Source organism: uncultured Sneathiella sp. (assembly GCF_963973085.1).
GTDB lineage: Bacteria > Pseudomonadota > Alphaproteobacteria > Sneathiellales > Sneathiellaceae > Sneathiella.
In genome coordinates this window covers 18,298-38,386 of record NZ_CAXAXA010000001.1, presented here as the reverse complement: position 1 = coordinate 38,386, position 20,089 = coordinate 18,298, and the positions used below count along the sequence as shown (strand labels likewise).

Sequence of the window (20,089 nt, the reverse complement as noted above, 5' to 3'; positions counted from 1 at the left end):
TAGCTGGGGAGCTATTACATATGAAAGACGGCACCGCTGCGCGTGATCCACGCGCGGACACTTCGCCGGTCGTATCTGACGAAGTGAAATTCACGACCTGCTATATGTGCGCCTGCCGATGCGGGATAAAGGTTCACCTGAAAGACAACCAGGTTCGCTATATAGAGGGGAACCCCGATCATCCAGTGAACAAGGGCGTGCTCTGCGCCAAGGGCTCCGCCGGGATCATGCAGCAGAACTCCCCGGCGAAACTCAAAAAACCGCTCCTTCGGGTCGGCGAGCGGGGCGAGGGAAAGTTCAGGGAAATCGAATGGGAGGAGGCGCTTGAGCTTGCCACTGGCTGGCTGAAAGACGCCCGCGCCGATGACCCGTCCAGACTCGCCTTCTTTACCGGCCGGGATCAGTCCCAGAGCTTTACCGGATGGTGGGCCAAACAGTACGGCACCCGCAATTTTGCCGCCCATGGCGGATTTTGTTCGGTCAATATGGCGGCGGCGGGTCTCTACAGCATTGGTGGATCGTTCTGGGAATTCGGCGAACCGGACTGGGACCTGACGAAATATTTCCTGATGTTCGGCGTGGCGGAGGATCATGATTCAAATCCCATCAAGATGGGCCTTGGCAGGCTGAAAACCCGGGAGGATGCAAAATTCGTCTCCATCAACCCGATCCGCAGCGGCTATTCCTCCATCGCCGATGAATGGCTCGGGATTACGCCCGGCACGGATGGCCTGTTCGTCATGGCGATTATCCATGAACTCTTGCGCGCCGAGAAAATCGACTGGGAATATCTGAAGCGCTACACCAATGCGTCTTGGCTGGTAATCCAGGCAGAGGGCGAGGCGAAGCACGGGCTCTTTGCTCGCGACGCGACGGGCATCCCATTTGTCGCGACTGGGGGCGGAAAACTCCTGCCGCTCAGTGATCGCAAGGCGGACCCCGTTCTCGTCGGGAGTTATACGCTCCCCTCGGGCCAGACGGCGGTTCCGGCCTTCCAGCTGATGGCGGAGCGATATCTTTCCGAGGAATACACCCCGGATGCCGTGGCGGCACGGGTCGGTATCGATGCCGGGACTATCCGCCGCATCGCCGCCGAGATCGCCGAGGCCGCCTTCGAGCAGGAAATCACCCTCGACATTCCCTGGACGGACTGGGCCGGACGGCGACAGGAGAAAATGATCGGGCGTCCGGTCTCCATGCATGCCATGCGCGGTATTTCTGCCCATTCCAACGGCTTTCACACCTGCCGCGCCATCCATCTGCTGCAGATGCTGATCGGCAGTATCGATGTTCCCGGTGGTTTCCGTCACAAGCCGCCCTATCCGAAACCCTGTCCGCCCGGGCCGTTACCTGCTGGGCAGGAAACAAAGGCGAATACGCCGTTGGGCGGCATGCCGCTTGGCTTTCCGAAGGGACCGGAAGATCTGCTGGTCGATGAGGCCGGGAACCCTAAGCGCATCGACAAGGCCTATAGCTGGGAATATCCGCTGTCGGCCCATGGCCTCATGCACAGCGTCATCCATAATGCCTGGGCCGGGGACCCGCAGGAAATCGATGTTCTTTTCATGTATATGTCGAACATGGGCTGGAACAGCGCGATGAACGTGCCGGACACCATTCGTTACCTGACTGACAAGAAGCCGGACGGCAGCTATAAAATCCCGAAGTTCATCTATTCCGACGCCTATCATTCCGAAACCGTGGCGTTTGCCGACCTGGTGCTGCCCGATACCACCTATCTGGAACGCTGGGACTGTATTTCCCTGTTCGACCGGCCAATTTCCAGCGCCCATGCGGCGGCGGATGCCATTCGTCAACCTGTTCTGGTGCCGGATCGGGATGTCCGCCCGTTTCAGGATGTCATGCTTGACCTCGGGGTGCGCCTGTCGCTTCCGGGCTTTGTCACGGAGGAGGGCGCGGCGCTCTATCCCGGCGGTTATGCCGACTATATGGTCCATCATGAACGTACACCGGATATCGGCCCGCTGGGCGGCTGGCGCGGTGAAGATGGAACGGGGCAGGGGCGCGGCGAGCCGAACAGTGCGCAGCTCGATGCCTATATCGCGAACGGCTGCTTCTGGGAGAAGAAATTCACACCCGAGCAGTCCTATTACAAGTTCGCCAACAAATCCTATCTGGAGGAGGCGACCCATATGGGCTGGCTCGCGATGCCGGGGCCGGTGGTGATGGAAATTTACTCGGAAACGATGCAGAAATTCCGCCTCGCGGCGCAAGGTTTCGGTGACAGGCAACCGCCTGATCACCTCCGCGATCGCGTCGCGGATTTCTTCGATCCGCTGCCGCTCTGGTATGCGCCTTTTGCCGACGCCGATATCGACAAGGGCGCGGGCTTTCCGCTGCATGCGGTGACGCAGCGGCCGATGCATATGTACCATAGCTGGGGCAGCCAGAATGCCTGGCTGCGTCAGATAACCGCCCGCAACCCGATTTTCCTGCATGCGGATATGGCACGGGAAAAGGATATCGCCGATGGCGACTGGGTCTGGATCAGCTCCCCCCATGGCCGGGTCAAGGCGCAGGCGAAGCTGATGCGCGGGGTCAACCGCAACACCATCTGGACATGGAATGCCATCGGTAAGCGCAAGGGGGCATGGAACCTGAAAGAGGAGGCGCCAGAGGCCACAAAAGGCTTCCTGCTCAACCATATTATCGGGGAATTGCTGCCCCCGCGCGAAGACGGCTATCGCTATTCTAACTCCGATCCGGTGACGGGTCAGGCGGCCTGGTACGACCTTCGCGTCAATATCGAGAAATGCGCGGTGGAAGAGTTTGGCGAGACGGAACCGATGTTCCCGGCGCAAGGGTCCGCCGATCTTGTCGCCCCGCCCGCGATGCTGCGCTATGGTGCGGACCTCAAGGGCGAGAAGAGCGGGCTGGAACCGGTCGCCATGAAGGAATGGATCGGCAACCGCACAGAAGTTGCGGCCCGGACGAGCAAAATTGCGCCCGGCCATGGCAACCAGACCACCGAACGACACAAGAAGGAAAAAGAATGACGTCGCTTCCCAAGGCCCCCCCGAAGAAAAAGCTCGGGCTGGTCATTGACCTCGATATCTGTGTCGGCTGCCATGCCTGCGCCGTCAACTGCAAGGAATGGAACAGCGGCGGACATTCTGCCCCGATGACCGATACGGACCCTTATGGCGCTGATCCGACCGGTGTGTGGTTCAATCGCATCCACAGTTTCGAGGTGGAGAATGAGGAGACCGGCGGACGCATGGTCCATTTCCCGAAAAGCTGCCTGCATTGCGACGATGCGCCCTGCGTCACCGTCTGCCCGACCGGCGCCTCCTACAAGCGCGAAGAAGACGGCATTGTTCTGGTGAACGCAGATACCTGCATCGGATGCAAGCTCTGTTCCTGGGCCTGCCCCTATGGCGCCCGGGAGTATGATGAGGATGCGGGCATCATGAAGAAATGCACGCTCTGTGTTGACAAGATCTACAACCCGAACCTGCCCGAGGAAAGCCGCGTCCCGGCCTGTGTATCAACCTGTCCGGTGGGCGCGCGGTCTTTTGGCGATCTTGGCGATCCTGACTCCGATGTCAGCCAGCTGGTTGCGAGCCGTGGCGGCTATGACCTGATGCCGGAGCAGGAATGCCGACCGACCAACAAATACCTGCCGCCGCGCCCGAAAAAGCAGGGCAGGGAGGGACGCCATGCCCCCGAGTTGATACCCGTCACCGACAGTTCAGCCGGGGTGATTGCCCGCTGGGTCGACAAGTTTCTTTCCGCATGAGTTAAAGATCAATGCATCCAGCTAAATCCGTTATATTTTTCACGACCGCATCCGGCGCGGGATATGGGCTGCTCGCTCTCATTATCGCCGCGAACATCGGCGGCCTGTTTCTGAATGACTTCTGGCTGGCCTTCACCGGATATGCCCTCAGTTATGTCCTGATCACGGCCGGGTTGCTCTCCTCGACCTTTCATCTCGGTCATCCGGAGCGGGCCTGGCGCGCCCTTACCCAGTGGCGGTCTTCCTGGCTCAGCCGCGAAGGGGTGATGGCGATCTTCACCTTCCTGCCGACCGGGCTCTATGGCCTGCATCACCTGTTCTTTCCGTATCTGCTGCCGGGGGTGATGGCGCTTGTCGGGCTGATCGGCATCCTTGCCTGTATCGTCACCGTCTATTGCACGGCCATGATCTATGCCAGCCTGAAGCCGGTTCACGCCTGGGCCAACAGATATGTTCCGATGGGGTATCTTTTGCTGAGCCTGATGAGTGGTTCAGTCCTCCTCAATGGGCTGTTGGCGGTGTTTGGCTACGCGGCGACTGTTGTCATCCTGCTTGCCGTTGTGGCGCTTGTTGCCGCGCTTGTCTGGAAAATTGCTTACTGGCGGTTCCTTGATGGCACCAGGAGCATCTCCACAGCGGAAAGCGCCACGGGCCTTGGCGAGTTCGGTCGTGTTCACCTGTTTGAGGCGCCGCATACGGAGGCCAATTACCTGATGAAGGAAATGGGGTTCCAGATAGCGCGCAAGCATGCTGCTGTCCTTCGGAAAATCGCGCTCGGCGCAGGGTTTATCCTGCCGATCCTGTTGATTTTGCTGGGGCTGACTCTTGGCGGCGCAGGCTTGATAGTTGCGGCCAGCCTCGCCGTGATTATAATGGCGATCGGGATTGTCACGGAACGCTGGCTCTTTTTTGCCGAGGCGCGCCATACGGTCGGTCTCTATTACGGCGCCTCTCACGCATAAAAAAAGGGAGGCGGACTTACGTCGGCCTCCCCCGGATTTTATTGCGTTTGCCGATTAACCAGCCCGCTTAAATTTCTGCTTGCGAGCATCTGGACGTTTATTCTGCGCATTTGCAGCCGGATTTCCGGGCTTGCCAGACTTAAATCCCGGCTTACCTTTATTCTTACTGACGGTATTCTTCGGACGTTTGCGAAATGGTTTAACATCAGCCGTCGGTCTTTTGTCATCCTGAGCGCGAGCCGGACGTCCCTTTCGTCCCGGACGATGCTTCTTCTGTTCTGGCTTGGACGCAGGGGCGGGGAAGGGATGATCTTCATCGATACGGACCTTTTGCTTGATGATTTGTTCTATGTTCCTGAGCAAATTACGTTCGCGCGGTTCACAAATTGAAATGGCGATGCCGGTAGCCCCGGCGCGCCCGGTACGGCCGACCCGATGAATGTAGTTCTCGGCTTCCATCGGCAGGTCGTAGTTGATGACATGGGTAATGCCGTTCACATCGATGCCGCGGGCGGCGACATCGGTGGCGACCAGCACGGAAAAGCGGCCGTTCTTGAAGGACCGCAACGTGCGCTCACGAGCCCGCTGGTTCAAGTCACCATGAATGGCGGAGGCTTTAATGCCGTCGATTGCCGTCTCGATTTCAGTGGCGAGGGCATCAGCGGTTGCCTTTGTCCGCACGAACACGAGAACGCGCGTCTTCTCCACATCGCCGAGCAGATGCATGAGCAGGTCTTTCTTGTCATGTCCGCGAACCATCAGGACGGAATGCTCCACCCCTTCGGCCACAGCGGTTTTCCGTTCCACTTCGACAAACTCCGGGTTCGTCAGGAGTTTCTCCGAAAGCTTGCGGATGGCCGGGCTTATGGTCGCGGAGAACATGACCGTCTGGTGATCGGCGGGCAGCTTGTCGGTAATGAAGGTCACATCCTCGATAAAGCCCATATCGAGCATGCGATCGGCTTCATCCAGAATGATGGTTTCCACATTATCCAACTGAACCGTGCCGCGCTTCATATGATCGAGCAGGCGCCCCGGCGTCGCAATCAGGATATCAACGCCGCGCGAAAGCTGCTGTAGCTGCGGGCCATAAGGTGCGCCGCCATAGACAACTGTATGAAAGAGTTTCATGCCTCGGGTAAAGACGCGGATACAAAGGCCGATCTGCATCGCCAGTTCGCGGGTTGGGGCGAGGATGACAGCGGTCGGTTTGTTCGGTTTTGGTTTGCGCCGTTCGTGCTGCAACCGTTGCAGGAGCGGGAGCACAAAGGCGGCCGTCTTGCCGCCGCCGGTCTCGGCGACGCCCATCAGGTCAGCGCCGTCCATCAGCGACGGGATGGCCTGTGTCTGGATTTGCGTTGGTTCGGAAAAACCCTGTTTTTCAATTGCACGCAAAAGCGGCCCAACCAGATTGAGCTCGGTAAATTCGGTCATTCGTCTAAAAGTCCTCACAAAATAAATACAATGCCGCCGCTTGATGCGGGACGACAATTAAGGTCAAAAAAGGTGAGAACCGTGTCTCCTTGACCTTAAAGCCGGGAAACCTTGTGAGGGACCGGCTGTCAGCAGCGCGTCTGCGCTGTGGAAATACTGTTCATATACCTGATGATTGGTTTCAATGGCGTCATGCCGCTGTCACCTGTTGCCAATGCCATGCATTGTGCAGCGCACATATGCGCAGGTATGGCGGCAATGTCAAGGGAATATGCAATATATAGTTAATAGATCGCTTATGTAAAATTCCTTGTTTTTTCATCCTTTTCAAGGTGCCGCCGGTTCCCTAGTATGGGCTGCTGTTAACCAGTTTTTCATGCCGCCGGTAAATTTTTCGCGGCAAAAGAGGGGTACTATGGATATAGAAACAGTCGCGGACGAGATTGTCCTGCTCGCCACGCAGTATGGCCTGGATGTGATCGGCGCGATCATTATCCTGATCATCGGGAACATCATCTCCAAGCAGGTGCCGAATGTCATGATGAAGGTCATGGACAAACGGAAGATTGACCCGACGGTGAGCCAGTTCCTCGGCAATTTTACCCGATTTGCCATACTTGCGATCACATTGTTGCTGGTGCTGGCGCAATTCGGTGTGCAGACCGCCAGCCTGATTGCCGTCCTTGGTGCCGCCGGTCTCGCCATTGGTCTCGCCCTGCAGGGAACGCTTAGCAATGTCGCGGGCGGCGTGATGCTGCTGATCTTCCGCCCGATGCGGGTCGGCAATTATGTCGAGGCCGGCGGCCATGGCGGCACGGTCAAGAATATCACCCTGTTCACCACGGAGCTGGCGACGGTCGATAATATCCAGGTCCTTATCCCCAACGGTCAGGTCTGGGGCAGCGCCATCCGCAACTACAGCTTCCATCCGACCCGGCGCATGGACCTGGTAATCGGTATCGCCTATGAGGACGATATCGACAAGGCACGGGATATCATTGATCGCCTGATCAAGGCAGACGAGCGCTCCCATAAGGAGCCCGCTCATGTGATTGAAGTGATCGAACTCGCCGACAGTTCGGTGAATTTCACAGTGCGGGTCTGGTGCGATAACGGGAATTACTTCCCGCTGAAATTCGCGCTGACCAAGGCGATCAAGCAAACCTTTGACAAGGAAGGGATTTCCATTCCCTATCCGCAGCGGACGGTGCATATGCTCACCGAGAGCTGATATTTTCCGACACGCCGCCGGAGAACTGGGGGCGCGGCTAACCTTTATCCCTGGTAATGATCGATGCCGTATTTGTTCCAGAAGAAGGCGCGGATATTGATCAGGAAGGCCGTGCTCCAGCCGAACAGGAGAATGCCGCTCACCGCCTGAAGCGAGGCCGTGAGATTCCATTTCTCGGACAGGATGACATCGCCATAGCCCAGCGTCGTAAAGGTGACGGTGGAGAAATACAACGCCTCGGGCAGTCCTGAAAGCTCCCCGCTTCCCCAATAGAACAATGCCCAGAGCCAGGCCTCGATCGTATGTGCTGCGAACAGGCCGAGCACGACTATGATCATGATGACGATATGCCCGTAGGTCGGCAGCCGCCGGTCCCACCGCGGTCCGATCGCCTTCAGGCGGCGGAGCAGCAACTCCAGACAGACAGCGTGATTGATCACACAGGCGATAATAAGTCCCGTTCCAACTATGAGCTGGATGAGCATCTGAGTTCTCCTCTGGCAGATGTGCGTTTCCGGCATCCAGAATAGCACGGGACACGGCGAATAAAAGGGATGGATGTAGGGGTCAGTCGTCGGTGATCGGCGTCAGGTTGCGAAGTTCCCCGATGACCGCCCGGCCAAGCTCATTGACCCGGAGTTCGGGAAAATCACCCGTTGCATCGAGGAGGGAATTTACGTCCTTCTCCAGAATGCCGATGGTATTGATGATGGAATAGCCTTCCTTCGCCCAGGAGATTTTTTCCATATTGTCCCCAAACCATGTGGAACCGGAGCTGCTGCTGGCAACCTCCAGCAACTTGTCGGGCGGGAAATCGAGGGCCTTGGCCGCCTTCACCACCTCCCGCACGGCAATGACGGAAGTCGCGGCCAGCATATTGTTGAGCACTTTACAGGTCATGCCTGCACCAAGGTCGCCGAGGTGATTGATTTCATTGCCCATGACTTTGAACGCGGGCATCAACCTTTGCACCGCCTCCGTCTCCCCGCCAACCATGAAGGTAAGCGTTCCCGTCTCGGCGCCGTAAGGGGCGCCGGACATAGGGGCGTCGATCAGGATTGTCTCTTCCGGTATCATTTCCCGCAGGCGGTGAATTTGTTTCGGCGACAGGGTGGACGAAATCACCAGTATTTCCGGTTGTACTGCGCAGGTGAAAAGGCCGTTCTCGCCATGGCAAAGCTCTTCTGTCTGTTGCCAGTCGCGCACGACGGAGATGATGATCGGGCAGCGGGCGGCGAGGGCGGCAGCGCTCTCCTGCATCCTCTCCGCGAAAGAACCGAATTCCTCCGTGGTCCGCACGTCGTATCCGAACACCTCAAAGCCGGCGTCCTGTAACTGCAACGCCATCGGCAGACCCATCGTGCCGCACCCTGCCACGCCAATTGCCGGTAACGCCATGCCACCCTCCCGTTTGTTTGATTAACTATAAACTATTTTGCCGATTTACGTCACTTTTCTGTTCTCACGAGTTGACGGCGCGCCAGATTTTTATCCGATTGGACCCTATAATTAGATAAAACTGGCCCTTTTTATCCAACCAATTCTGCGCCATGTTATCATTGATTTATATTGCCTATAATTAAGAGGATAATACCATGTCTCTTGAGCTTGCCAGCGTCTGTCCGCTCGATTGTCCCGATACCTGTAGCCTCACCGTCACGGTCGAGGATGGCCAGGTCTCGAAGGTGCGCGGCTCGACGGCCAATCCGCTCACCAATGGCGTCGTCTGCAACAAGGTTGCGCGCTATTATCCCGAGTTCGTGCATGGCAAGAACCGGCTGCGCTATCCGATGAAGCGGGTCGGACCAAAAGGCGGGGAGGAATTCGAGCGAATTTCCTGGGATGAGGCGCTCGAGACTGTTCATCAACGTTTCTCGGAAATTATCGATGAATATGGACCACAGGCGATCATGCCCTATAACTATGCCGGGCCGCATGGCCTCTTAGCGATGGGATCGATGGATTTGCGGTTCTTCCATCGGCTGGGCGCAACGCTGCTGTTCCGCCGCGCCATGTGCGGCGGCGTGAAATCGGAGGCCTATATGGGGACCTTCGGCGCGGCGGGCGCGATGCAGCCCGAGCAATGCGCCCATTCGAAGCTGATCGTTGTGTGGGGCAACAATGTCACCTATTGCAATCTTCACCTCGCGCCGATCATCAAGAAGGCAAAGGCGGAAGGGGCGAAACTCGTCGTGGTCGATCCCAAACGGATCAAGATCGCCGAGCAGGCGGATATGTATCTCCCCGTCAAGCCGGGCATGGACCTGATCCTTGCCTGGGCGATTGCGGTTGAGTTGGAGCGGATCGGCGGCTTCGACCCGGCTTTCATCGATGCGCATGTCGAGGGGGCCGATGAGTTCATGACGGAGGCCCGAAAATTCACCGTCGAGCAATCGTCCGAGCTTTGCGGTGTTTCCGTTGAGGATATCCGCGCCTTTGCCCAACTTTACAAGGAAACCGCTCCCGCCGCGATTTCTGTCGGTAACGGGATCGAGCGGAACCAGAATGGCGGCAACGGCATCCGGGCGATTTTCGCGCTGCCAGCGTTGGCCGGTAAATTCGGCGTGGCGGGCGGCGGCATTGTCGGCGGGGCCGGGAACCTGTTCCCGAAAACCCTCGCCAAGCTGCAGCGCCCCGACCTCGTGCCGGAAGGCACCCGGACCCTCAATATTGTGAAGATCGGCCATCACCTGGTGGCGGATGATCTCGATATTCCGCTCAAGGGCCTGATTATCTATAACCACAACCCGATTGTCGTCTCGCCGGACCAGAATGTGACGCGGCAGGGTCTTGAGCGCGAGGATCTCTTCACCGTCGGCTGCGACGTCGCGATGACGGACAGCATGAAATATTGCGATATCATCCTTCCCGCCGCCACCCATTTCGAGCATGACGATATCTTCTGCGCCTATGGTCAGCCCTATCTGCAGCGGGCGGAGCCGGTGATCGCACCGGTCGGCGAATCGCTGCCCAATACGGAGATTTTTCGCCGTCTCGCCGCGCGCTTTGGCTTTAATGAGGATATCTTCAAGGCAACCGACAAGGATCTGATCGACGATGCCATCGACGGCAGCGATCCGCGCCTCAAAGGCTACCGGCCTAGCGAAATTCCCGTCGGCACGGCGCTCTCCATGGAGCGGTGCGGGGAGGAGACCATCCTGTTCCTCAATGCGACACCGGCAACGCCATCCGGAAAGATCGAGCTTAAATCGGGTTACCTCCGGGATAAATTCGGACAGGAAGTCCCGACCTATCATCCGGTGGCGGACAGCCTGCCGCTCTCCCTCGTCACGCCGTCGTCGAACAAGATGATCACCTCCACCTTTGGCGGGGTGAAGGCGAATGACGATGTGCCCGACCTTGAAATGCACCCCATGGATGCCGCCGCGCGCGGTCTTGAAGACGGGGCGCGGGTCAGGGTCTATAACGATCTCGGCGAGGTTTTCCTGCCCCTTAAAATCACTGAAAATGTGCGTCCCGGTGTGCTATATTCGCCCAAGGGCTCCTGGTTTAAGACAACGACCAACAACCAGACAGTCTCGGCGCTTGCGCCCACCACCAAGGCGGATCTGTCCGAGGGCGCCTGTTTCAATGATTGCCGGGTCGAGGTGGTTGCCGCCTGACCCGAGGAGGAAAGATGAGTAACCGGGAGAATGAGACGCCCGAGGCCGAGGGCGGCTGTCTGTGTAGCGGAATTAGGTTCAAGGTATATCAGCGGCTGCGCCCTGTGGTTGTCTGCCATTGCAAGCAATGCCGGCAAACGGCGGGCTATCTCAACGGTTTTACCGTGAGCCTGCCGGAGAATCTTGTCTTCACGGCGGACGACACCCTGACATGGTATGAAAGCTCGGACGAGGCGAAGCGCGGCTTCTGCAACAAATGCGGCTCCAGCATCTTCTGGACCTACAAGTCCGGCGGCAATATGGGCATTGCGCCGGGATCGCTGGATGAGCCGACGAAGCTGACAACCGCTATGCATATCTTCACGGAATTCGCCGGGGATTATTACGAAATTACCGATGGATTGCCGCAGCGCCCCGGACAGCGTCACCCGGACGATATTCTTGAACCGGGCTGAATTTTTACTGGGGCCTGCGCTGACTTTCCGTTAAACAGGAAGCTGTTTTTGCGGGGAGAGATACGTGCGACAAGAGCCAAAGGATTTTCTGGATACCCTGTTCAAGGCGGCGGTCGCCGCCGCCGATCCGCTGTCGACGCTGGCGGACCACCTGCCGCCCCCGCCCAAGGGCAGAACCATCGTCATCGGCGCGGGCAAGGCCGCGGCGGCCATGGCCAAGGCGGTCGAGGATCACTGGGACGGGCCGGTCGAAGGTCTCGTCATCACCCGCTATGAACATGGCCTGCCTCTGGAAAAGATCAGGGTGGTTGAGGCGGGGCATCCGGTGCCCGATGCGGAAGGCGCGAAAGCGGCGGATGATATCCTCGCGCTGCTGGACGGGCTCTCCGAAGACGATCTGGTGCTCTGCCTGATTTCCGGCGGCGGCTCCTCGCTGCTGGCGAAACCCGGAGAGGGCATCACGCTGGAGGAGAAAAAGGCGATCACCAAGGCGTTGCTGGCCTCCGGCGCCAATATCACCGAAATGAACACCCTCAGAAAGCATCTTTCCGCCATCAAGGGCGGGCGGCTCGCCGTCGCGGCGCATCCGGCGAAGGTCGTCACGCTGATGATCTCCGATGTGCCGGGCGATGACCCGGCGGTGATCGCCTCGGGTCCGACGGTGCCGGATACGACAACCTCCCGTGATGCGTGGGCCGTGCTGGAGAAATACGGGATCGATATTCCCCCCTCCATCGAGGCGCATCTCAACAGCGACGCCTCGGAATCGCCTTCGCCGTCGCATCCGGTGTTTCGCTCCGCCGTCAGCAGGATGATCGCAACGCCGCAAGGCGCGCTGCAGGCCGCCGCCGCGATTTCTTCGTCGAACGGTATTACACCGGTCATCCTCGGCGACAGTATTGAGGGGGAGGCGAAGGATGTCGCCGCGGTCATGGCCGCCATTGCGCGGCAGGTGAAATTACATGACCAGCCCGCGGCGAAACCCTGTGTTCTGATCTCGGGCGGAGAAACGACGGTGACGGTCCGGAGCGACAGCGGCGAGACCGGACGCGGCGGGCGCAACGCCGAATTCCTGCTCGCCCTTGCGGTTCATTTAAATGGCCTTGCGGATGTCTATGCGCTTGCGGGCGATACCGATGGCATTGACGGAACCGAGGATAACGCGGGCGCGATCATCACGCCAAATACGCTTGAACGCGCCGCCGAGGCCGGTTTAGACGCCAAGGACTATCTCGCCCGTCACGACAGCTACAGCCTGTTCGACGCCCTTGGCGATCTGATCAAGACAGGACCGACCCGCACCAATGTTAATGATTTCCGCGCAATCCTGATATTGTAGTCAGATCTGCTTGCCCATCAGGACAACGAGAAGGGCGCGGCCGTTCGTCTCGCCGACATTGCGGATTTCATGCGGCTGGTCGGCGGCGTAGCGGGCGGTTTCCCCGGCTTTCACCGGCTCGGTCTCGCCGCCGGCAGTAACCTCGAACTCGCCGCTGAACACGGTCAGATGCTCCGTCGTTCTGGCGGTGTGCGGGTTTGAGGTCATTTTCCCGCCCGCCGCCATGTCAATCTCGTACCATTCCATATCATTGACAAGACTGGCAGGACCCAGAACCTTCAGGCTGTAATGCCCCTTCGCGTCATTGAGGATCGGGACCGACGCACCGCGGATAACGGTGAGACTATGGCCCGGCTCATCGCCGCGCACGATATCGTCGATGGTTTCCCCAAGCGCCTCCGCCAATCGCCAGACCGTGGCAAGGGTTGGGTTTGTCTCGTTGCGCTCTATCTGGGACAGCATGGACTTCGACACGCCGCAGACAGCCGCCAGCTGATCGAGCGTCAGATGCTTCTCCTTGCGGAGGCGGTTTATGGTTTGTCCCACAGCGGGAGGATTATTCAGGCGATCTGACATTTTTCCGATTGACAGGAATTAAATCCAATATATTTTACGAAATACAATATAACGGATTTTATTCCAGAGCACAACAGATAGGTGTCCCATGTTCACAATTGCCAAGACCGAAGCGACCCGCGGTATCTGGTCCGCCGCCGAGCAGCCCCTGAATGCACCGGCGCGTGGCATGGTAAAAGTGGATGTCATCGCCGCCGGGATTTGCGGCACGGACTACCATATCTATAGCTGGGATAGCTGGTCCGCCGGGCGCATCAAGACGCCGATGACTATCGGCCATGAATTTGTCGGGCGAATCTCCGCCATCGGTGAGGGCGTTACCGGCTATGCGATTGGCGACCGGGTGTCGGCGGAATGCCATATCGCCTGCGGGGAATGCCATTTCTGCCGGACGGGCAATGCCCATATCTGCGAGAAGACGAGCATTATCGGCGTCGACCGCCCCGGCGCCTTCGCCGAGGAAGTGGAAGTGCCCGCGAGCAATCTCTGGCGCGTGCCGGACGCCATTCCCGATACCCATGCCGCCGTCTTCGATCCGGTTGGTAATGCCATGCATATGGTCTCGACCGCGAAGGTGACGGCGAAGAATGTCCTGATCGTCGGCGGCGGTCCCATCGGGCTGTTCGCGGCGGCCATTGCGAAAGCCCATGGCGCGCGGAGCGTGGCGCTGCAGGAACCGAATCAGGCGCGCGCCGCGATTGCCCGCAGCCTCGGTCTCGATCTCGTCGTCAATCCGCGGGAGCCGGATGCAGCGGCAAAAATTCTCGACCTTACGGACGGGCATGGCCCGGAAGTGGTATTGGAGGTGAGCGGGAATGCCGCCGCAATAAACGCCGCGCTTGATATTGTCGCGCCGGGCGCGATTGTCGCGCTGCTCGGCATTCCGGCGGGGCCTGTTGCGCTCGATCTCGGCGCGAAAGTCGTGATGAAGGGAGTCAGCCTACTCGGTATCACCGGGCGGCGGATGTATGAAACCTGGTATCAGGTGGAGGCTTTCATGCTGAAAAACCCGGACCTGATGGACAAGGTGATTACCCATGTGCTGCCCGCAATAGACTTCGCCCATGGCTTCGAGTTGATGGATGAAGGCGCCTGCGGCAAGATCGTCCTTGATTTTCAAGCGCTAGACCAAAGGTTACCGATATGACCAATACACTTCTTTCCCGGCTGTCGGATGAGCTTTTCGCCGCCGAACAAGCGGGCACCTACAAACTGCTGAAGACAATCACCGGACCGATTGGTGACAAGATCGAGCTTGAGGGGAAAGGGGAAGTCACGCTCCTCTCCTCCAATGATTATCTCGGCTTCGCCAACCATCCCGAGATTGTCGAGGCGGCGCGTCAGGCCCTCCTGGACTACGGCGCGAGCACCGCGTCGGTGCGCTTTATCTGCGGGACGCAGGATATCCATCAACTGCTTGAGGCCGATATCGCAAAGTTTCACGGGACCGAGGCGGCGCTCACCTATTCCTCCTGCTGGGCGGCGAATACGGGGCTGTTTGCGGCGATCTGCGGGGTAGGCGATGTGATTCTTTCCGATGAACTCAATCACGCAAGCCTCATCGACGGCATCCGCGCGACCGCGAAACACGTCGTCCGCGATGTCTATAAACATAGCGATATGGCGGATCTGGAGGCAAAGCTGAAAGCCCATGCTGACGCGCCCTCCCGTCTGATCGTGACGGACGGAGTCTTCTCAATGGAGGGGGATATTGCCCCGCTTGACCAGATCGTCTCGCTTGCGGAAAAATATGACGCGCTGATCGTTCTTGATGATTCCCACGGTCTCGGTGTGATGGGCTGGACGGGCCATGGCACGGCGGAACATTTCGGCGTTATGGACAAGATCGATATTTTTACCGGTACGCTCGGCAAGGCGCTTGGTGCGGGCACCGGTGGCTTTGTCGCGGGGCCGACGGCGGTGACCGAAACCCTGATCCAGCGATCCCGCCCGCATCTCTTCTCCAACGCGCTGCCCGCCAGCGTTGCGGCGGCGGGGCGCAAATCCCTCGAATTGCTGGCGCAGAACCCGGACCGTGTCACGGCGCTGCAGGCGAAGGCGGCTAAGTTTCGCGCGCTTCTCAATAACCTCGACCTCAAGCCGCTGCCCGGCGATAGTGCCGTCGTGCCGGTGATCGTGGGGGAAACCGCGACCGCCATCCGGCTGGCGGGCGAGCTTCTGAATCGCGGTATCTTCGTCACCGGGTTCGGCTTTCCCATTGTACCGGAGGGAGAGGCGCGGCTCCGGTTCCAGATATCCGCTGCCCATACGGAGGCAGAGCTGGAAGAGGCGGCAATTGCCCTCAAAGACTGCCTGCAAAGTCCTGGTTCCCCATAAATTTCAATGGCGAGCTTGTTTTAGTCGGTGTCGCCCTCTAAACAGGAGGCCGAGGGAGAGGCTGTATACTCCTGCTTTAATTCACTGACTGGACCCGAACAGACGGATGACGGCGAAACAGGCCTATGACTATGTGATTATCGGCGCGGGATCGGCGGGGGCCGTGCTGGCGAACCGCCTGAGCGAGATGCCGGAGGTGTCTGTCCTGCTGCTCGAAGCCGGAGAACGGACGCCATGGTGGGACTGGCGCGTGCATATGCCCTCGGCCTTGAGCTATCCCATGCATTCGGCCAGCCTTGCCTGGCAATATTACACCGAACCGCAGGAGCATCTCAACAACCGGAAGATATACTGGCCGCGGGGCAAGGCCCTTGGCGGGTCCTCTGCTATCAACGGCATGTGCTATGTGCGCGGCCATGCGCTCGACTATGACGGCTGGGCGGCGCAGCCGGGGCTTGAAAACTGGTCCTATGCCGATTGCCTGCCCTATTTCAAAAAGGCGGAAACATACGATCGTGGAGCCGATGACTATCGTGGCGGCGACGGCCCGCTTCATGTTTCTGTTGGACCATGCGACAATCCACTCTATCACGCCTGGATGGAAGCGGGACAGCAGGCAGGCTATCCCTTTTCCGATGACATGAACGGCTTTCAGCAGGAAGGTGTCGCCCGGATGGACATGACTGTCCACCGGGGCCTCAGATGGAGCACGTCGTTTGCCTATCTCGATCCGGCGCGCGGGCGTGACAATCTCACTATTCGCACAGGCGCCAAGACGCGGCGTATCGTCTTTGAGGGCACCCGCGCCACCGGCGTCGATTATGTTCTCAAAGGAGAAAAACAGACCGCCCTCGCAACGCGGGAGGTGATCTCGGCGGCCGGGGCGATCAATTCCCCGCATTTGCTGATGATCTCCGGTATTGGTCCGGCGGACAGCCTGAAAAAGTTTGATCTTCCGGTTGTGGCGGACCTGCCGGGCGTCGGGCAGAATCTTCAGGATCATCTGGAGCTTTATGTACAGCAGGAATGCACGCAGCCGATCACCCTTTACAAAGTGATGTCGCCGCTTGCAAAGCTGAAAGTCGGGCTCGACTGGATGCTGTTCAAGAAGGGCCTCGGCGCCAGCAATCATTTCGAGGCAGGCGGCTTCGTCCGGAGCGAGCCGGGCATCGAGCATCCGAACCTGCAATATCACTTCCTGCCCATGGCGGTGCGCTATGACGGCGGCAATCCAACGGATCGTCACGGCTATCAGGCACATGTCGGGCCGATGCGCTCGACCAGCCGGGGTTATATGGCGCTTCGAAGCGGCGATATCGAGGAGGCACCGATCCTGCAACCCAACTATTGCGAAACCGAGCAGGACCGGCGGGAGCTACGCGATGGTGTGAAACTGACACGGGAGATTTTCGCCCAAAGCGGCTTCGATCTCTATCGCGGGGTGGAACTGGCGCCGGGATCAGACGTTAGAACGGATGCAGAGATTGATGCCTTCGTGCGTGAGACCGTGGAAACGGCCTACCACCCGAGCTGCACCTGCAAGATGGGCTCGGATGCTATGGCGGTGGTGGATGGCACCGGACGGGTGCACGGGGTAGAAAACCTCCGCGTGGTCGACAGTTCCATCATGCCGAATATCGTCAGCGGAAACCTGAATGCGCCGACGATCATGATGGCGGAGAAAATTGCGGATTTAATCAAGGGCGTCGCGCCGCTTCCCAAAAGCAGCGCCCCTGTGTATCGGGCGGAGAATTGGCAGACGAGCCAGCGGTAAAAAAGAAACTCGCCCAGTTTGAGGAATAAGAATGAGCAGACCAAAAAAATTATCGCTTTATATCGAGGGCAAGGCCGCCAAGGCCATGTCCGGGAAAAGCTTCACCAATTTCAACCCGGCCACGGGTGCGAAGCTTTTCGAGGTAGAGCAGGCCGGACGGCGGGACGTGGAAAAGGCAGTGGTTGCCGCCCGCAAGGGATTTCGCGAATGGTCTGCCATGACCGGAACGGAGCGGGGCCGCGTTCTCAGGAAGACCGCCGACATCCTTCGGGAACGGCGGATGGAGCTAGCGGAAATTGAAGTACAGGATACCGGCAAGCCGATTGCAGAGGCGCCGGAGGCGGATATCGACAGTGGTGCGGATGCCTTCGAATTCTTCGGCGGATTGGCTGCCGATATCAAGGGCGGCCATCATGATCTCGGCGAGACGGCGTTTGCCTATACCCGCCGGGAACCGCTCGGTATCTGTGCCGGGATCGGCGCGTGGAACTATCCGCTGCAGATTGCCTGCTGGAAGACGGCTCCGGCGCTTGCGGCCGGGAACTCGATGATCTTCAAACCCTCGGAACTGACGCCAACGAATGCGGTGAAACTCGCGGAAATCCTGACCGAGGCCGGATTGCCGAAAGGGGTGTTCAACGTCCTTCAGGGGAGTGCGGAGACCGGCCATTATATTGCCTCCCATCCGGAGATTGACAAGATCTCCTTCACCGGCTCCGTGCCGACGGGCCGCAAGGTAATGGCCGATGCCGCGGGCTCGGTCAAGCATGTCACCATGGAACTTGGCGGCAAGTCGCCATTGATTATCTTTGATGACAGCCAGATCCATAACGCGGTCTCGGCGGCGATGAACGCCAATTTTTACACCCAGGGCGAAATCTGCTCCAACGGCACCCGCGTCTATGTGCATGAGGATATTCACGACGCCTTTGTCGCGATCCTGAAAAGCAGGACGGAAGCGATGGTGATTGGCGATCCGATGGACCCGGAGACCCATGTTGGCGCCTTGATCAATGCGGATCATTTCGAGAAGGTCATGGAATATGTCCGTCTCGGGATCGAGGAGGGGGCCTATCTGGTGAGTGGCGGCGAGAAGGTCACCGTCAAGGGATGCGAGAAGGGCAACTTCATTTCGCCCGCCATTTTCACGGCCTGTCAGGACGACATGCGCATCTGCCGGGAGGAGATTTTCGGTCCCGTCATGTCGGTGATGTCCTTCCGCGACGAGGAGGAAGTCATCAATCGCGCCAACGATACGGAATTCGGGCTGGCCGCCGGGGTCTTCACCCAGAATCTCTCCCGCGCCCACCGGGTCGTGGCGAAGCTCCGCGCCGGAACCTGCTGGATCAACAACTACAACCTGACACCGGTCGGCGTTCCCTTTGGCGGATACAAGCAATCGGGGATCGGGCGGGAGAATGCGGCCGTCGCGCTTGATCATTTTACGCAGCTGAAATCGGTCTATGTGGAGCTTGGTGACGTCGACTGCGGATACTAGCATAGCTGCCATTCGCTCAAGGCTAATTGACAGGCCGGGCCTTCCGGGTAAAAAAGGAAGCCCCGTCCGCTAGTCGAGTAATTCCCGAATGGAAGCCTGGATCCCGATCACCATCTTTGCGGCCTTCTTTCAGAATGTCCGCACGGCACTGCAGAAGTCGCTGAAAAGCCGTTTGAGCACTGGCGGCGCGACCTATGTGCGTTTTCTCTATGGGGCGCCGTTCGCGCTGCTCTATATTCTCGGTATAGCCGAATTTACCGATCTCGACGTCCCGGCGCCGAATGTGGAATTCGCGATCTTCGCCGCAGTTGGCGGGCTTGCCCAGATTCTCGCAACGGCCATGCTGGTGGCGCTGTTCAGCCTGAAGAATTTTGCCGTCGGCACAACCTATTCAAAGACCGAAACCGTGCAGGCGGCGATTTTCGGGATCGTCATTCTTGGCGAGCATGTCGGTATGGGGGCGACCTTTGCCATCATCGTCAGTTTTGTCGGCATTCTGTTGATCTCGATGTCGTCAAGTGCTTTCACCATGCGCGATTTCCTCTCGGGCTGGACCAGCAAGGCGGCGGGTTTCGGCCTGCTTTCGGGCGCGCTGTTCGGCGTCTCCGCCGTCGCCTATCGCGGCGCGGCGCTGTCCCTCGGCGGAGAAGGGGCAATGGTGCAGGCGGCCTTTACCCTCGTCTGCGTGCTGTTCTTCCAGACCATTGTCATGAGCGTCTACCTGTCGATCCGCGAGCCCGGCCAGATCACGAAGGTGCTGGTCAACTGGCGCGTCGCCGTCTGGGTCGGGCTGACCGGGATGCTGGGCTCGGTCGGCTGGTTCACCGCCATGACACTGCAGAACGCTGCTTATGTCCGCGCGCTTGGCCAGGTCGAGCTCGTCTTCACCTTTATTGCCTCCTATTTCTTTTTCAAGGAAAAGACTAACAAGATCGAGGCGGCGGGAATCCTGCTGATCGTTTTCGGGATTCTCCTCCTTCTTCTCGACTGAAACGCCCAAATTATGACAATTTTTTTACACTGAACCCATTTCCGGCCTTTTGTTTTGAAATTCCCTGCGCTATGGTTTGAAAATGAGTGGATATCAAACAATTGCGAGG

16 protein-coding genes are annotated in these 20,089 nt (G+C 58.7%); 12 read left to right on the top strand and 4 right to left on the bottom strand.

Features of this window, described 5'->3' with window-relative positions; all coding sequences use genetic code 11:
- The first annotated feature begins 20 nt into the window (after positions 1-20).
- Genes AACZ19_RS00160 through AACZ19_RS00150 form a run of 3 tightly spaced genes read left to right on the top strand, consistent with a single transcriptional unit; the run spans position 21 to position 4,722 of the window.
- A complete protein-coding gene (locus AACZ19_RS00160; protein WP_339630033.1) occupies positions 21-3,017 on the top strand; it encodes a molybdopterin oxidoreductase family protein in 2,997 nt (998 codons plus the stop codon).
- Positions 3,014-3,760, top strand: coding sequence for a 4Fe-4S dicluster domain-containing protein (locus AACZ19_RS00155; protein WP_339630032.1), 747 nt, complete (start codon positions 3,014-3,016; stop codon positions 3,758-3,760). The genes AACZ19_RS00160 and AACZ19_RS00155 overlap by 4 nt, the downstream gene beginning before the upstream one ends.
- Before the next feature lie 11 nt (positions 3,761-3,771).
- Positions 3,772-4,722, top strand: a complete 951-nt coding sequence (locus tag AACZ19_RS00150; protein WP_339630031.1) for a DmsC/YnfH family molybdoenzyme membrane anchor subunit — start codon at positions 3,772-3,774, stop codon at positions 4,720-4,722.
- A gap of 54 nt (positions 4,723-4,776) precedes the next feature.
- On the opposite strand, the gene AACZ19_RS00145 is transcribed toward AACZ19_RS00150, so the two are convergent.
- Positions 4,777-6,156, bottom strand: coding sequence for a DEAD/DEAH box helicase (locus AACZ19_RS00145; protein ID WP_339630029.1), 1,380 nt, complete (start codon positions 6,154-6,156; stop codon positions 4,777-4,779).
- A 415-nt stretch (positions 6,157-6,571) separates the two neighbouring features.
- Between AACZ19_RS00145 and AACZ19_RS00140 the strand changes: the two genes are divergently transcribed.
- The gene (locus AACZ19_RS00140) at positions 6,572-7,387 is read left to right on the top strand and encodes a mechanosensitive ion channel domain-containing protein (protein WP_339630027.1); all 816 of its coding nucleotides are present in this window, start codon (positions 6,572-6,574) and stop codon (positions 7,385-7,387) included.
- A 44-nt stretch (positions 7,388-7,431) separates the two neighbouring features.
- On the opposite strand, the gene AACZ19_RS00135 is transcribed toward AACZ19_RS00140, so the two are convergent.
- Both AACZ19_RS00135 and AACZ19_RS00130 read right to left on the bottom strand, forming a co-directional pair.
- The gene (locus AACZ19_RS00135; protein ID WP_339630025.1) at positions 7,432-7,872 is read right to left on the bottom strand and encodes a potassium channel family protein; all 441 of its coding nucleotides are present in this window, start codon (positions 7,870-7,872) and stop codon (positions 7,432-7,434) included.
- A gap of 82 nt (positions 7,873-7,954) precedes the next feature.
- On the bottom strand, positions 7,955-8,785 hold the full coding sequence (locus AACZ19_RS00130; RefSeq protein WP_339630023.1) for an NAD(P)-dependent oxidoreductase: 831 nt from the start codon (positions 8,783-8,785) through the stop codon (positions 7,955-7,957).
- 197 nt (positions 8,786-8,982) lie between these two features.
- Here AACZ19_RS00130 and AACZ19_RS00125 point away from each other — a divergent pair, with 197 nt between their 5' ends.
- From AACZ19_RS00125 to AACZ19_RS00115, 3 genes are all read left to right on the top strand, one after another.
- Positions 8,983-11,010, top strand: a complete 2,028-nt coding sequence (locus AACZ19_RS00125) for a molybdopterin-dependent oxidoreductase (RefSeq protein ID WP_339630021.1) — start codon at positions 8,983-8,985, stop codon at positions 11,008-11,010.
- A 14-nt stretch (positions 11,011-11,024) separates the two neighbouring features.
- Positions 11,025-11,465, top strand: a complete 441-nt coding sequence (locus tag AACZ19_RS00120; protein WP_339630019.1) for a GFA family protein — start codon at positions 11,025-11,027, stop codon at positions 11,463-11,465.
- 64 nt (positions 11,466-11,529) lie between these two features.
- Positions 11,530-12,804, top strand: coding sequence for a glycerate kinase (locus AACZ19_RS00115; RefSeq protein WP_339630017.1), 1,275 nt, complete (start codon positions 11,530-11,532; stop codon positions 12,802-12,804).
- Here AACZ19_RS00115 and AACZ19_RS00110 read toward each other — a convergent pair whose 3' ends face one another.
- Complete coding sequence (locus AACZ19_RS00110; RefSeq protein ID WP_339630015.1) at positions 12,805-13,380, bottom strand: XRE family transcriptional regulator; 576 nt, start codon at positions 13,378-13,380, stop codon at positions 12,805-12,807. It lies immediately after the preceding gene.
- A gap of 88 nt (positions 13,381-13,468) precedes the next feature.
- Here AACZ19_RS00110 and tdh point away from each other — a divergent pair, with 88 nt between their 5' ends.
- From tdh to AACZ19_RS00085, 5 genes are all read left to right on the top strand, one after another.
- A complete protein-coding gene (gene tdh / locus AACZ19_RS00105; RefSeq protein ID WP_339630013.1) occupies positions 13,469-14,527 on the top strand; it encodes an L-threonine 3-dehydrogenase in 1,059 nt (352 codons plus the stop codon).
- Positions 14,524-15,717 (top strand): aminotransferase class I/II-fold pyridoxal phosphate-dependent enzyme, encoded by a 1,194-nt coding sequence (locus tag AACZ19_RS00100; RefSeq protein ID WP_339630011.1) that lies wholly within the window; start codon positions 14,524-14,526, stop codon positions 15,715-15,717. Before tdh ends, AACZ19_RS00100 begins: the two co-directional genes overlap by 4 nt.
- A gap of 106 nt (positions 15,718-15,823) precedes the next feature.
- Positions 15,824-17,491, top strand: coding sequence for a choline dehydrogenase (gene betA, locus AACZ19_RS00095; protein ID WP_339630009.1), 1,668 nt, complete (start codon positions 15,824-15,826; stop codon positions 17,489-17,491).
- A 31-nt stretch (positions 17,492-17,522) separates the two neighbouring features.
- Positions 17,523-18,989 (top strand): betaine-aldehyde dehydrogenase, encoded by a 1,467-nt coding sequence (gene betB / locus AACZ19_RS00090; protein WP_339630007.1) that lies wholly within the window; start codon positions 17,523-17,525, stop codon positions 18,987-18,989.
- Positions 18,990-19,077: 88 nt separating this feature from the next.
- Positions 19,078-19,980, top strand: a complete 903-nt coding sequence (locus tag AACZ19_RS00085) for a DMT family transporter (protein WP_339630005.1) — start codon at positions 19,078-19,080, stop codon at positions 19,978-19,980.
- The last annotated feature ends 109 nt before the right edge of the window (positions 19,981-20,089 follow it).